12 protein-coding genes are annotated in these 13,113 nt (G+C 72.0%); 6 read left to right on the top strand and 6 right to left on the bottom strand.

What is annotated here, in order from left to right; all coding sequences use genetic code 11:
* Positions 1–113 precede the first annotated feature (113 nt).
* From ABT299_RS20050 to ABT299_RS20030, 5 genes are read left to right on the top strand one after another with little or no spacing between them, the layout of a single operon-like run.
* Positions 114–1,265, top strand: a complete 1,152-nt coding sequence (locus tag ABT299_RS20050; protein ID WP_190859798.1) for an ABC transporter ATP-binding protein — start codon at positions 114–116, stop codon at positions 1,263–1,265.
* Positions 1,262–2,506 carry a polyamine ABC transporter substrate-binding protein gene (locus ABT299_RS20045; RefSeq protein WP_347256823.1) on the top strand — a complete coding sequence of 415 codons (1,245 nt, stop codon included), beginning with the start codon at positions 1,262–1,264 and terminating at the stop codon, positions 2,504–2,506. The genes ABT299_RS20050 and ABT299_RS20045 overlap by 4 nt, the downstream gene beginning before the upstream one ends.
* A complete protein-coding gene (locus ABT299_RS20040; RefSeq protein ID WP_190859801.1) occupies positions 2,506–3,375 on the top strand; it encodes an ABC transporter permease in 870 nt (289 codons plus the stop codon). Before ABT299_RS20045 ends, ABT299_RS20040 begins: the two co-directional genes overlap by 1 nt.
* A complete protein-coding gene (locus ABT299_RS20035) occupies positions 3,372–4,199 on the top strand; it encodes an ABC transporter permease (protein WP_190859803.1) in 828 nt (275 codons plus the stop codon). Before ABT299_RS20040 ends, ABT299_RS20035 begins: the two co-directional genes overlap by 4 nt.
* Before the next feature lie 39 nt (positions 4,200–4,238).
* Positions 4,239–5,678 (top strand): NAD(P)/FAD-dependent oxidoreductase, encoded by a 1,440-nt coding sequence (locus ABT299_RS20030; RefSeq protein WP_500251655.1) that lies wholly within the window; start codon positions 4,239–4,241, stop codon positions 5,676–5,678.
* Between the two features lie 19 nt (positions 5,679–5,697).
* On the opposite strand, the gene ABT299_RS20025 is transcribed toward ABT299_RS20030, so the two are convergent.
* On the bottom strand, positions 5,698–6,219 hold the full coding sequence (locus tag ABT299_RS20025) for a PH domain-containing protein (RefSeq protein WP_347256824.1): 522 nt from the start codon (positions 6,217–6,219) through the stop codon (positions 5,698–5,700).
* Between the two features lie 146 nt (positions 6,220–6,365).
* On the opposite strand from ABT299_RS20025, the gene ABT299_RS20020 reads away from it, so the two are divergent.
* Positions 6,366–7,076: a hypothetical protein gene (locus ABT299_RS20020; protein WP_500251654.1), complete on the top strand. Its 711-nt coding sequence runs from the start codon at positions 6,366–6,368 to the stop codon at positions 7,074–7,076.
* Here the strand turns inward: ABT299_RS20020 and ABT299_RS20015 are convergent.
* From ABT299_RS20015 to ABT299_RS19995, 5 genes are all read right to left on the bottom strand, one after another.
* Positions 7,037–8,245, bottom strand: a complete 1,209-nt coding sequence (locus ABT299_RS20015; RefSeq protein WP_387027358.1) for a hypothetical protein — start codon at positions 8,243–8,245, stop codon at positions 7,037–7,039. The genes ABT299_RS20020 and ABT299_RS20015 overlap by 40 nt on opposite strands.
* 166 nt (positions 8,246–8,411) lie before the next feature.
* Positions 8,412–9,287, bottom strand: a complete 876-nt coding sequence (locus ABT299_RS20010) for a glutamate ABC transporter substrate-binding protein (RefSeq protein WP_190859863.1) — start codon at positions 9,285–9,287, stop codon at positions 8,412–8,414.
* Positions 9,288–9,307: 20 nt separating this feature from the next.
* Positions 9,308–10,849, bottom strand: a complete 1,542-nt coding sequence (locus ABT299_RS20005; RefSeq protein ID WP_500251653.1) for a GlnX family signal transduction membrane protein — start codon at positions 10,847–10,849, stop codon at positions 9,308–9,310.
* Positions 10,846–11,586 carry an FHA domain-containing protein gene (locus ABT299_RS20000; protein ID WP_500251652.1) on the bottom strand — a complete coding sequence of 247 codons (741 nt, stop codon included), beginning with the start codon at positions 11,584–11,586 and terminating at the stop codon, positions 10,846–10,848. The genes ABT299_RS20005 and ABT299_RS20000 overlap by 4 nt, the downstream gene beginning before the upstream one ends.
* A gap of 2 nt (positions 11,587–11,588) precedes the next feature.
* The gene (locus tag ABT299_RS19995; RefSeq protein WP_190859813.1) at positions 11,589–12,944 is read right to left on the bottom strand and encodes a vWA domain-containing protein; all 1,356 of its coding nucleotides are present in this window, start codon (positions 12,942–12,944) and stop codon (positions 11,589–11,591) included.
* Positions 12,945–13,113: the final 169 nt, after the last annotated feature.

Below are 13,113 nucleotides of genomic sequence, written 5' to 3'. Positions count from 1 at the left end.
ACGTACCGCGGCGGTGCGCGGACCGGTGCCCGTCCCCTGGACGGGCACCGGCCGGCGCGGGGGCGCCGCCGCGGTGGTCGGGCGCCACGAGCTCGTGAAGGAAACCCCTGCCCATGACCGAAACCCAGCCCGCCCCGGCGCGCGACGACCCGGGTCGCGCAGTTCCCGCCATCGAGCTCACGGGAGTCGAGAAGACCTACCACGCGTACGGTGAGGCCGTCGCCGCGGTCCGCGGCGTGGACCTGACGATCGCGCAGGGGGAGTTCTTCTCCCTGCTCGGCCCGTCCGGCTGCGGCAAGACCACCACCATGCGCATGATCGCCGGCTTCGAGGAGCCGACGGCCGGCGAGGTCTACCTGCACGGACGCAGCGTCACCGGCGTGCCCGCCAACCGCCGTGACGTCAACATGGTGTTCCAGTCGTACGCGCTGTTCCCGCACATGAACGTCTTCGACAACGTGGCGTTCGGGTTGCGCCGGCGCGGCGTCGGCAAGGCCGACGTCAAGGCGCGGGTCGGCGAGATGCTGGAGATCGTCGACCTCACCGGGCGGGAGCGGCGCCGGCCCGGGGAGCTGTCGGGCGGACAGCAGCAGCGGGTCGCGCTGGCCCGCGCGCTGGTGAACCGGCCGCGCGCGCTGCTGCTGGACGAGCCGCTCGGCGCGCTGGACCTGAAGCTGCGGCAGGCGATGCAGGTCGAGCTGAAGCGCATCCAGCGGGAGGTCGGCATCACGTTCGTGTACGTGACGCACGACCAGGGCGAGGCGCTGACGATGTCGGACCGGATCGCGGTGATGAACGACGGGCTGATCGAGCAGCTCGGCACGCCGCGGGAGATCTACGAGCATCCGGCGACGCGGTTCGTGGCCGGGTTCATCGGGACGTCCAACCTGCTCGGCGGGGAGGTCGCCGAGGTGTCCGGGGGCGGCGCAGTGATCTCCTACGGGCCGGACGGGCGGATCGAGGTGCCGGTGCGGGACGGGCTGGCGGTCGCGGCGGGGGAGCGGCTGGAGCTGACGGTGCGGCCGGAGAAGATCGGCATCGGGACGGACAAGCCGGCCGACGACCTGTGCCGCGTCCGCGGCACGGTCACGGAGGTCGTCTACCTGGGGACCTCGACGAACTACAACATCACCACCTCCACCGGCGCCGACGTGGTCGTGTTCCTGCAGAACGCCACGAACGCCGACGACATCGCCGTTCGCGGGGACGGCGTCTGGCTGTCGTGGGACCCGCGCCACTCGTACGCCATAGGAGCCCCCCAGTGACGAACATCGACCCCGCGTTCCTGCGCGGACTGACCCGCCCGCGCCTGGCACGGTCCACCGCGTCCCGCCGGGACGTGCTGCGGCTGATGGGCGCGGCGGGCGCGGGCCTCGCCCTGTCGGCCTGCGGCGTGAAGGGGCAGGGCGGCAAGGAGAAGGTCACCCAGACCGACGTGCAGAAGTACTGGGCGGGCAAGGCCAAGACGGGCAAGCTGAGCTGGGCGAACTGGCCGGGCTACATGGAGGACGACCACTCGACCATCAAGGCCTTCGAGAAGGCCACCGGCATCAAGGTGGACTACAAGGAGGTCATCCAGGAGATGGGGCCCTGGTTCGGCAAGATCCAGGCGCCGCTGGCGGCCGGCCAGTCCATCGGGTTCGACCTGATGGTGATGACGAACGGGATCCAGCTGGAGCAGGCGCGGCAGCTCGGCTACCTCGCGCCGCTGGACCAGTCGCGGCTGAAGAACTTCCAGGCCAACGCCGGCCCGACGTTCAAGAACCCGTCGTACGACCCGGGCAACGCGTTCACGGTCCCGTACGAGTCGGGCGTCACCGGGATCGCGTACAACACCAAGTACGTCAAGGAGGAGATCACCAGCATCGCGCAGCTGTTCGACCCGAAGTACAAGGGGCGGGTCGGCATGATGGGCGACTCGCAGGAGCTCGGGAACTTCGGGATGTTCCTGCTCGGCATCGACCCGGAGAAGTCGACGCAGGCCGACTGGGAGAAGGCGGCGGCGAAGCTCCGCGAGCAGCGCGACAAGGGGATCGTCCGCAAGTACTACAACCAGGACTACGTCGACGCCGTCAGCAAGGGCGACGTGTGGATGACGATGGCGTGGTCGGGTGACGTGTACAGCATGACCAGTCCGGACGTGCGGTTCGCCATCCCGAAGGAGGGCGGCACCATCTGGACGGACAACATGTGCATCCCGAAGACCGCGGGCAGCCCGGTGGACGCGATCACGCTGATGGACTGGCTGTACGTCCCGGAGAACAACGCGCCGCTGACCGAGTTCGTCAACTACATCACGCCCGTGCCGGGGGTGAAGCAGGTCGTCGCGGCGGACGCGGCGAAGGCGACGGGCCAGGAGAAGAAGGACCTGACGCGGCTCAGCACGAGCCCGCTGGTGTTCCCGTCCGAGGCGGACATGCAGCGGCTGCGGCGCTACCGGCGGCTCACGCAGGCGGAGGAGACGCGGTACCAGAAGATCTTCGAGCCGATCGCCAAGGGCTCGTGATGGCCCGGCGGCCGCGGGGCGGCGCGCTCGCGCCGTACCTGATGATCCTGCCGAGCGGGCTGTGGATGCTGGCGTTCTTCATCGTGCCGATCGTGCTGATGGTGTCGCTGTCGCTGCAGACGGGGAACCTCATCGACGGCTTCCGGCAGACGTTCCACTGGCAGAACTACACCGACGGCCTCAACACCTACGGCGACAAGGTCGTGCGGTCGCTGTGGTACGGGCTGATCGCGACCGTCCTGTGCATCGCGCTCGCCTACCCGGCCGCGTACTGGATCGCCTTCCGCGGCGGGCGGCACAAGTCGACGTACCTGTTCCTGCTGCTGCTTCCGTACTTCGTGTCGTTCGTCCTGCGGACGGTGTCGTGGAAGCTGGTGCTGACCGACAACGGGCCGATCCTCGGGCCGCTGCGGAACCACGGCCTCCTGCCGTCCGGCTTCCACGTGCTGGACACCGGCGTCGCCGTCGTGTCGGGGCTGACGTACAACTTCCTGCCGTTCATGGTGCTGCCGATCTACGTGGCGCTGGAGCGGATCGACGAGCGCGTCGTCGAGGCCGCGTACGACCTGTACGCGAGCCGGGCGCAGGCGTTCGCGCGGGTGGTGCTGCCGCTGTCGCTGCCCGGCGTGTTCGCGGGCGTCATCATGACGTTCGTGCCGGTGTCGTCCGACTACGTCAACGCCGAGGTGCTGGGCGGCCCGCAGAACACGATGATCGGCAACGTGATCCAGACGGAGTACTTCGACAACAGCGCCTACCCGGTCGCGTCGGCGCTGTCGTTCGCGCTGATGGCGATCCTGCTGGTCGGCATCTTCGTGTACGCGCGGTCACTCGGCACGCAGGACGTTCTGGAGGCGGCGGGACGATGACGACGATCGCACCCACCGCGGCACCGCGCCCCGCGCCGCCGCGCCGGCGCCGCCGGATCTCCGGCCTGCACCTCTACACGCTGCTGCTGATCGCGTGGCTGATCCTGCCGATCGCCATCATGATCATGTTCGGGTTCAACGACACGCACAGCAAGCAGAACTTCCAGTGGCAGGGCTTCACGTTCAAGTGGTACGTCCACCTGTTCGACAAGGAGGACCTGACCACCGCGGTCATCAACTCGCTGACGATCGCGGTGCTCAGCACCGCCATCACCACGGTCATCGGGACGTTCGCCGGGATCGCGCTCGGCCGGCACCGGTTCCGCGGCAAGGGCGTGACGAACCTGGTGCTGTTCATGGCGATCTCCTGCCCGGAGATCGTGATGGGCGCGTCGCTGCTGTCCATGTTCGTCACGTTCAACCTGCCGCGCGGCTACCTGACGATCCTGCTCGCGCACGTGATGTTCTCGATCGCGTTCGTGGCGGTGACGGTGCGGGCGCGCGTGGTCGGGCTGGACCCGGCGGTCGAGGAGGCGGCGCAGGACCTCGGGGCCGGGCCGCTGACGCGGTTCCGGCTGGTCACCCTGCCGATGATCATGCCGGGCGTGGTGGCGGGCGCGCTGCTGGCGTTCGTGCTGTCCATCGACGACTTCGTGATCACCAACTTCACCAGCGGCTCCACCATCACGTTCCCGCTGTGGATCTACGGCTCGACCCGGACCGGGACGCCGCCGCAGGTCAACGTGATGGGCACGATCATCTTCGCGGTCGGCGTGCTGATCGCGGTGGTGTCGGCGCGGCGGAGCATCCGCGCGTCCCGCTGAGCGCGGGGACGTGCCCGACTCCATGAAAGCGCCGGACTCATGAAAGGGCTGGACTCCGCGAACGTGCCGGACGGAGTCGTAAAGGCGCTCGCGGACGCCGAGCCCGTGCCGTACTGGCTCGCCGACGCGGCGCGTCCCGAGCCGGAGCCGCCGCCGGCGGGCGAGCGGTCATGCGACCTCGCCGTGGTCGGCGGCGGCTACGGCGGCCTGTGGACGGCCCTCCTCGCCAAGGAGCGCGACCCGTCCCTGGACGTGGTGGTGCTGGAGGCGGGACGGGTGGGGTCCGCCGCGTCGGGCCGCAACGGCGGGTTCTGCGCGGCGAGCCTCACCCACGGCCTGGAGAACGGCCAGGCGCGCTGGCCGGACGACATGCACGAACTCGAACGGCTCGGCTGGGACAACCTGCGCGCCATCGGCGCGACCCTCGCCCGGTACGGCATCGACGCCGAGTGGGAGCCGACCGGGGAGATGACGGTCGCGACGCGGGAATGGCAGGTCCCGGCGCTGGAACGGGCGGCGGAGAAAGCGTACGAGCTGGGCTGGGAGCCGATCCTGCTCGGCCCGGACGCCGTCCGCCGGGAGGTCGCCTCGCCCACGTACCTCGCCGGGCTGTGGGACCGCGACGCGGTCGTCATGGTCCATCCCGCGAAGCTCGCGTTCGGGCTGGCGGAGGCGTGCCGGTCCCTCGGCGTCCGCGTCCACGAGAACGCGCGGGTGACCGGGGTGCGCTCGGACGCCCGCAGGCTGCGGCTGAGCGGCGCGCACGGGTCGGTGACGGCCCGGCGCGTCGCGCTCGCCACGGGCGCGTTCCCGCCGCTGCTGCGGCGCATGCGCGGCTTCCTCGTCCCCGTGTACGACTACGCGCTGGTGACCGAGCCGCTGTCCCCGGCGCAGCGCGAGGCGATCGGCTGGAAGCACCGGCAAGGGCTCGGGGACGCCGGCAATCAGTTCCACTATTACCGGCTCACGGCCGACGACCGGATCCTCTGGGGCGGGTACGACGCCGTCTATCACTACGGCAACGGAATGCGGCGCGACCTGGAGAGCCGCCCCGCCACTTTCGCCACGCTGGCGCGGCATTTCTTCGCCACGTTCCCGCAGCTGGAGGGCGTCCGTTTCACGCACGCGTGGGGCGGTGTCATCGACACGTGCAGCCGTTTCTGCGCCTTCTACGGGACGGCGTTCGACCGCAGGCTCGCCTATGCGGCGGGGTATACCGGCCTCGGTGTGGGGGCCACCCGTTTCGGCGCGGACGTCATGCTCGATCTGCTCGGCGTGGGCCTCGCCCCCGGCGAGGAGACCGAGCGGACGCGGCTGGCGATGGTGCGCTCCAAGCCCGTCCCGTTCCCGCCCGAGCCGCTCAGGTACGGCGTCATCGAGCTGACCCGCCGCGAACTCGCCCGCGCGGACCGCGACGACGGCCGCCGCGGTCTCTGGCTCCGCACCCTGGACCGCTTCGGGCTCGGCTTCGACTCCTGACGGGGCCGCGCCGGCGGGATCAGTCCGGAGCCGCGTCGACGGTGCCGAAGACGAACGACGAGACCTCGAGGTACAGCTGCTCGGGATACGGCACGAAGCGGACCCTCCGGAGCCCCTGCTTCTGCCCCGCGGACTCGATGATGAACTCGCCGTAGCCGAGCGCCCGGCCCGTGTAGGAGCGCTTCAGCTCTATGTTGTCGACCTTCGCCATCGGCATCATCGCGATGTCCCGGTTGAGGACGCCGCGGATCACCATGATGCGGTGCTCGGTGACCAGGAAGAACTGCAGGGACCAGGCGGCGAGGTTCCAGAGCAGGTAGCCGAGGCTCACCAGCCACAGGAGCCAGATCCACGCCAGGCCGATGGTCACCTGGACGGCCGCGCACAGGATGAGGGCGGCGACCGCGTAGACGATCGGCAGCAGGAGGAGGGCGGGGTGCCGGCGCACGGCGATGACCCGTCCTTCGTAGGACATCAAGTACCTGTCGACCATCCGCGTCGTCGTGTCGTCGCGGTGGACCACCATGTCCTGCAGATTCACTGCGGTTTCCCATCGTGTCCGGTGGTCCAACGGTAGCCCAACGCGCGCGGGCCGTGCAGGTACCGCGGGGGTGATCGCGGCGGGTCGCGGCGGGGAACGGCGCATCGGCCTTGTGCGCGCCGGGCGCGCGGCTGATGATGTTCCGCATGGACGGCGTTGGGGAGCCCGGTCGGCAGCCGCAGGAGGGCCGTGCGGGCGCTCAGGGAGCGCAGGGGGAGTTCGCCCACGACGTCATGGGCCGCCCGATCTGGCGGCTGCTGCTGCGCGGCCTCGGCGTGTACCTGCCGGGCTGGCGGACGCCGGAGACGGTGCTGCGGGTGCCGGGCGGCGCGGTCGGGTTCGGGCCGCCCGCGTTCCTTGACGGCGACGCCGGGTTCGGATTGCAGCTCCCGGACCGGCGGAAGGGCCTGGAGCCCGACCGGGAGATCTACGTGCGGGGCCGGGAGAACCCGAGCTTCGGCATCGTCGTGGCGGGCCCGGCGGCGGCGATCGGCAGCCGGGTCGTGGACGCGGAGGTGCTGATGCGGTTCGCGCGGCGGCTGACCTTCGAGGAGCTGTTCGACACCGGCGACGCCGACTCGGTGCCGTACGCGGTGCGCGGCGCGCGCGCGGTGGAGAACGTGGTGTTCCTCGACCGCGCCGCGGGCGTCGGGCTGTGCGCGGAGGTCGAACCGGTGACGCGCGCGCTGCACTGCCCCCTGTACGTGCGGATCGGCGGCCCCGCTGAGCGGACCGTCCGCGCCTATGCCCCGAACCCCGAACACGTCCCGAACGGCGCCCAGCGCGAGAACGGGCCCGGCGCGGCCTACAGTGCGTCCTACGGAGCGGACGACCAGGCGGTGAGATCCCACAGCTGATGGGACGGCAGCCGCCGCAGCCGCTCGGTGGCGGACGACGGGTCCCAGAACACCTCGTCGCTCTCCAGCTCCAGCGACTGCGCGGCGGTCAGCACCGCGCACAGCAGCTCGTCGCGGGTGCGGACGGCCATCAGCGGCCCGATCTGCGCCACCGCGCCCGAACACTCCGACAGGGTGCGCAGGAGCGCCTTGAGCGCCTCCTCGTCCTCCGGAGCACGCGCGGGCTCCACACCGGGCGGCAGGCCCGGCTCGACGCGGGCGAGGCCGCCGCGGCGGTCGCCGCCGTTGGCGGTGAGGCCGTTCTTCGGCGGCTCGGTGCCGGCCGAGATGAGCAGCGCGCTGAACGCGCCGGCGAGGTCCTCGGCGGCCTGCCCGCCGAGGAAGTAGCGGCGCCGCTCGGGGGAGCCCGGCGCCGTCCCGTCGGTGCCCTCGGCCGTGCGGAACCGGACGTTCAGCCGGCTCGCCCGCACGCACCGCTCGTACATCTCGGTGAGGATGTCGTCGAGCTGCCCGTCGCGGGTCCACAGCCGCCCCGTGGCGGTCACGGACGTCCCGCCGGGGTGGTCGCGGGGGCGGCCGGTCAGCGCGGCCGTGACGGTGTCGTCGAGCTCGCCCTCGGTGAACTGGAGCAGCTCGGTGACGACGTCCTCGACGTCCTCCAGCGTGCGGGTGAGGGTGCGCTGCAGCTCGAGGATCTCCTCGCCGCCGCGCTCCAGCTCGGCGAGCCGGTCCAGCGCGCCCTCCACCTTGCCCTCGACGGCGGCGGCGCCGGCGCCGGTCACCGACCGCACCGACGTCTCGATCTCGGCGAGCTTGCGGCGCAGCGCGGCGAGCGTGATGCGCTGCTGCTCCAGGTCGTGCAGCCGGCCGGCCTGCACGCGCAGGTGCTCGTCGGCCTGGTGGACGCGCCCGGCCAGCTCCTCGACCTGCTCGTGGTTGTGGCGCAGCCGGCCGTCGAGCGCGGGCAGCACGTCCTGCTTGACCCGCGACAGCTCGGCGGTGAGCTGCTCGCCGACCGTGACCAGCACGTTGTTCTGCTTGGTGACCTGCTCGTTCAGCTCGTCGACGCGGCGGGTGAACGCGTTGGCCTGGTTGCGGGACTGCCGGCCCGCGTACAGTTCGAGCGCCCCGACCACGACGCACAGCACCACCAGGACGACCGTCGTCATGGCACTCCTCGGGCGGGGCGGTTCCTACCGGAATGGGTTTTGATCGCGACCATAACTTACGATCACGCGCGCCGACCGGAACTTACGTAACCGACTGATCTCAGTGACCCTCCGGTTTCATCGGCCCTTCACGCCCCGCCGTTCCTCGCAATGCGCATCCGCGCGGTCACGACTCGTCACAACCCTCGAATTGGGGCACGGTGGTGGTGACTTTCAGGCCCGCGGGATCGAACCATTTGTGCAGCAGCCGCGGCACGGTCCCGTCCTGGTACATCTTGGTGAGGACCTTGTTCACCTTCTCGCAGCCGTCCACGTCGTCCTTGCGCAGCCCGATGCCGTACGGCTCGTCGGAGAACGGCGCGTTGACGATCGCCACCTTGTGGCCCTCCTTGACGGCCTTCGCCGCCAGGCCCGCCAGGATCAGGTCGTCGGTCGAGACGGCGTCGAGCCGGTCCGAGGTCAGGCCGTCCAGGCAGGCGGCGTAGCCCTCGCGCTCCCCGACGTCCGCGGGAAGCGCCGCCACGCCCAGCTCGTCGTGGACGCGCGGGTACGACACCGACCCGGCGACCCGGCACAGCCGCTTCCCCGCGAGGTTGTGGACGTTCTTCACCGCCGACGCGTCGGACGCGCGGACCAGGATGTCCTGGTGCGCGACGTAGTACGGGCCCGCGAACGCCACGTCCAGCTTCCGCTCGGGCGTGATGGAGTAGCTCGCGACGACGAGGTCGACCTTGCCCTTCTCGATCAGGCTCTCGCGGGTCTTGGACGTCACCGGCGCGAAGCGCAGGTGCGAGCCGGTGACGCCGAGCCGCCGCGCGACCTCCCGGGCGACGTCGATGTCGAAGCCCGCGTAGGTGCCGCCGCTGCGCGACCCGACGCCGGGCTGGTCGGTGTTGACGCCGATCGTGAGGTCGCCCTTGTGCACGATCGACGTCTCGCCCGCGTCGGCGATCCCGCAGGCCGCCGCCGACAGCGCGGCCGTCCCGGCGGTCAGCAGCGCCGCCGCCGCGCGCAGGACGTTCCCGTTCCGCCGGATCCCCATGGTCCCCATCCCGCGCCTTCTCATCGCTGCCACCGGTACTCCGCCAGGCGCGGCCGCACTCCGGCGAGCGCGAGCGCGACGATGGCGATGCCCGCGACCGGCAGGATCGCGTACCAGCTGCCCGTGCCGTCCTCGCCGTCCTTCACGGCCTGCTGGAACGCCCCCCAGTGGATGCCGATCAGGGACTGCATGTCCTTGTCGTACCGGGTGAAGTCGGCCGTGGCCGCGCCGCGCGCCGCGGCGGCCTGCGCCTTCTGCCCGCCGTCGACGAGCGCGCGCATCCGGTGGTCGTTCTCCTGGACCCTCTGGTAGTCGGCCAGCACGCGCTTCAGGGCGTCCTCGGTGTCCACGGGCCTGGCGAGGTCGTCGACCCGGTTGGCCTCCGTGCCGAGGAAGCCGAGGAACGGCGCGCGTCCCTGCTCGACCGGCAGCCCCTTCTGCACGGCGGCGTTGTACTCGTCGAGGTTCCCGGCCTTCAGGTAGAGGACGGTCTGCGACTTCTTCAGGTAGACCTGCTCGTAGGAGTCGGCGCGGGCCGGGTCGAGCAGGAAGCGCGTCTCGTCGGCGTTCGCGCTGTTGCTGATGGCGCGCGCCCGCGACAGCGACAGGATCGGGTCGAACCCCTGCTCCTTCGCCCTGCGCAGGTCGTCCGCCTGCCCGGCGAGCATCGCGGCGCACGCGGCGACGAGGACGAGCGCGCCGAGCGTGGCGACGGCCAGCGCCGGGTTCAGCAGCCGCCGGAAGCGGCGCGCCAGGTACGCCTGGAGCCCCAGCAGGACGGCCAGCAGCACGATCCCGGTGACGACGACCCACAGGGTCCCCGACCGGACGTCGGAGCGCTTGTTCTCGTAGGTGTGCCGGACGAGCGTGCCGTTGTCGAGCGTCAGGTTGTACGCCTTGGGCAGCAGGTCGAGCTTCATCATGTCGGTCGCCTGCCGGTACAGGTCCAGGACCTTCTTCGGCGGCTGGCCGGAGGTGCGCCCCGACTGCTGGTCGAGCAGGAGCGCCTGCGAGGCGAGCCGCTCGTAGCGGCCGATGCCGTCCAGCAGGTCGCGGGCGGTGTCGTCCTCGGTGGTCTCGTCGGCGAGCTTCGCGGCCTTCAGCAGCGCGACGCCGGCGCGCTGCCGGTCCTGGTCGTAGCGGGCGAGGGCCTGGTCGCGGCCGCCGCCGGCCGCGGGTCCCGCGAGCAGCGCGTTGGCCAGCTGGGCGTCCATGTCCGACAGCTGGAAGTACATGTCGCCGGTCGCGACGACCTGCGGGCCCGCGTCCTTCCCGATGACCTTCACGCCGTCGCGGGCGTCGGCGATCGCCGCCCACGCCGCCACGAGCAGCGCCACGAGGACCACGGCGACGGCCGCGGTCAGCGCCCGGACCCGGCCCGCGACGGTGCGGGGGAGCGCCCGCGCGATGCCCGACGGCTCGCCGGGGACCGCGCGCCGCAACCGCCGCTCCGATGGGCGCTCCGGCGGCGGCGCCGCGCCGCCGGGAGCCGGGACGCCGCCTCCGGGACGGCCGGACGGTGCGCCCGGCGGTCCTCCCGGCGCCTGCTGGACGGCCGTCATGTCGCCTCGTCTCTGGTCAGCGTGATGGTGGTCCAGGCGCCGACGTGGATGCGGTCGCCCGCGGACACGGGGACCTCCTCGTTCAGCGGGATCGGATCGGTGGAGCCGTTCAGGCAGGTCCGGTTCCGGGAACCGGGGTCGACGAGCGTCCAGGAGCCGTCCGGCTTGGCCAGCAGCACGGCGTGGACGTGCGAGACGCCCGGGTCCTCCGGCGGCTCGCGCAGGTCGATCTCCGGCGGGGACGGCTGCGCCGAGCTGCGCCGCCCGATGCGGATCTGCTGCCCGGCGAGCGGGATCCGCCGCTCGGGCGCGTACGGCGGGAACGCCAGCCTCGCCGAGTCCGGGCCCTCCTCGGCGATGACCGCGTTGTAGTACTCGCGGTCGGCGGCCACCACGGCCGTCCAGCCCGTCGCGTTCGGCGCGGGCGGTGGAGGCGGCGGAGGCGGTCCCGGTGGTCCCGGGGGCGGTCCGGGCGGTCCTGGCGGTCCCGGGGGCGGGGGAAGCGGCCGGTCGGGCGTGGGCCTGCCGCCGCCGGTCGCGAAGTCGTAGCCGCAGATCTCGCAGAACCGGTCGGTGCCGGGCTCTCCGCAGTCGGGGCAGCGCCGCTCCCCGGACGGCGCCGCCGGCCCCCCGCTGGACGGGGACGCGGGGGGCGCGGCGGGCGCGCCGATGAGCTCGCCGCAGTCGTCGCAGTAGTCCGCGGACCGCGAGGTGTGGCCGTTGGGGCAGATCGCCATGCTCAGCCCTCGCCCCGCCGCGTCGGGACGGTCTCGTCCTTGCGGGTCGTCGGGGTCTCGGCGCCGCGCGTCCGGACGGTCTTGGTGGAGCGGGTGTCGAGCGTCATCTCGTCGGCCTTGTCGACGTCGCGCTTCAGCCGGACGGTCCCGGTGACCGGGTCGACGACGTCCACGACGCGGCGCAGCAGCGCGGTGATCTCCTCGTTGCCGGCCTGGTCGGCGAGCACGACCGCGCGGCCGAGCCGCGCGGTGGCGGTGTCGACGTCGCCCTTGCCGCGGGCCTCCAGGCCCTCCTGGATGGCCTGCGCCAGCTCGGCCTGCCCGGTGTAGTCGGCGACCCGCGAGTTGATCTTGGTGGAGAGGGCCTCGTCGTCGGTCCACTGCGCGAGGACGTTCCCGGTCGCCAGCACCTGCGCCTCCTCGCCGGGGGCGCCCGGCACGACCAGCTTCACCCAGGCGGCGCGGACCTCCTTGCCGATCTCGCCGGGCGGCACCTCGACGCAGACGTGGTAGTCGCGGCTCTCCGCGCCCCACGCGCCGAGCGGGTAGTCGCCGGCCTGCGGCGCCGACTCCACGCGCTTGCCGCTGAGGTCGTCCACCGACGGCATGACCTGCTTGACGAACTTCAGCGTCGCGGTCTTCGGCGTCCACACCCGCAGCGCCACGTCCGCGACGGCCTTGCCCATCGCCGCCTCCGTCATCGCCCGGAAGTCGGCGGCGAGGTCGTTGGTGTCGCGGATGAACTCGACGCTGCCGAGCATCGCGGACGCGATCCGGCGCAGCTCGGCGACCTCCCAGTCGGTGCCGATGCCGCGGCAGTCGCAGACGAACCGGCCCGCGCAGCGCGCCAGCGCGGCGTTGAGCTGCTCGGGCGTCTCGTGCTGGTTCTTGCCGTCGGTCAGCAGGATCGCCTGCCGGATCGCGCCGGGACGGGCGTCGAAGATCTGGTCGGCGAGCCGCAGCCACGACCCGATGGCGGTGCCGCCGGACGCCTTCAGCCGCTTCAGCTCCTGCTTGGCGCGCTGCCGGGCGCCGTCGGACGCCTTGACCAGGCCGGGCTGCTGCGGGAAGACCATCGACGCGGAGTTGGAGCCGGAGACGATGGCGAACTCGACGCCGTCGCGCAGCGTGTCCACCGCGGTCTGCGCGGCGGCGACCGCGGCGCGCAGCTTGCTGTCGGGGTACGACATCGAGCCGGACGTGTCGATGATGATCACCACGGCGGCGTCCACCGCGGACGGCGACGGCAGCGCCGGGCCGGTCGCCTCGACGGACACGATGGCGTGCACCTCGCGGCCGCCCGCGGGCAGGTACTTGTTCTGGTCGACCTTGATCGTGAATTGCGGCTGCTCGCTCATCGGTGCTGCTCCGTGCTCTCGGGGTGCGTGCGCGGGGGGACTGGGGGAGGGGGGAAGGGGATGACCGCGACGGTGATGTTGTCGCGCCCCCCGGCGTCGAGGGCGTGCCGCACGAGCGTCCGCGCGGCGCCGAGCGGGTCGGCGGCCGGGTCGGGCCGCTCGTTCTCGG

The organism is Spirillospora sp. NPDC000708 (genome assembly GCF_040299565.1).
In the GTDB taxonomy this organism is placed as follows: domain Bacteria; phylum Actinomycetota; class Actinomycetes; order Streptosporangiales; family Streptosporangiaceae; genus Spirillospora.
The sequence above is the reverse complement of the archived record's forward strand: the minus strand, read 5'-3'. Positions and strand labels throughout refer to the sequence as shown.

Coding starts and splice junctions, on each gene's coding strand:
- ABT299_RS20010 (WP_190859863.1), bottom strand. CDS start 9,287: ATGGGGATCCGGCGGAACGGGAACGTCCTGCGCGCGGCGGCGGCGCTG.
- ABT299_RS20035 (WP_190859803.1), top strand. CDS start 3,372: ATGACGACGATCGCACCCACCGCGGCACCGCGCCCCGCGCCGCCGCGC.
- ABT299_RS20050 (WP_190859798.1), top strand. CDS start 114: ATGACCGAAACCCAGCCCGCCCCGGCGCGCGACGACCCGGGTCGCGCA.
- ABT299_RS20030 (WP_500251655.1), top strand. CDS start 4,239: ATGAAAGGGCTGGACTCCGCGAACGTGCCGGACGGAGTCGTAAAGGCG.
- ABT299_RS19995 (WP_190859813.1), bottom strand. CDS start 12,944: ATGAGCGAGCAGCCGCAATTCACGATCAAGGTCGACCAGAACAAGTAC.
- ABT299_RS20040 (WP_190859801.1), top strand. CDS start 2,506: ATGGCCCGGCGGCCGCGGGGCGGCGCGCTCGCGCCGTACCTGATGATC.
- ABT299_RS20000 (WP_500251652.1), bottom strand. CDS start 11,586: ATGGCGATCTGCCCCAACGGCCACACCTCGCGGTCCGCGGACTACTGC.
- ABT299_RS20015 (WP_387027358.1), bottom strand. CDS start 8,245: ATGACGACGGTCGTCCTGGTGGTGCTGTGCGTCGTGGTCGGGGCGCTC.
- ABT299_RS20020 (WP_500251654.1), top strand. CDS start 6,366: ATGGACGGCGTTGGGGAGCCCGGTCGGCAGCCGCAGGAGGGCCGTGCG.
- ABT299_RS20005 (WP_500251653.1), bottom strand. CDS start 10,849: ATGACGGCCGTCCAGCAGGCGCCGGGAGGACCGCCGGGCGCACCGTCC.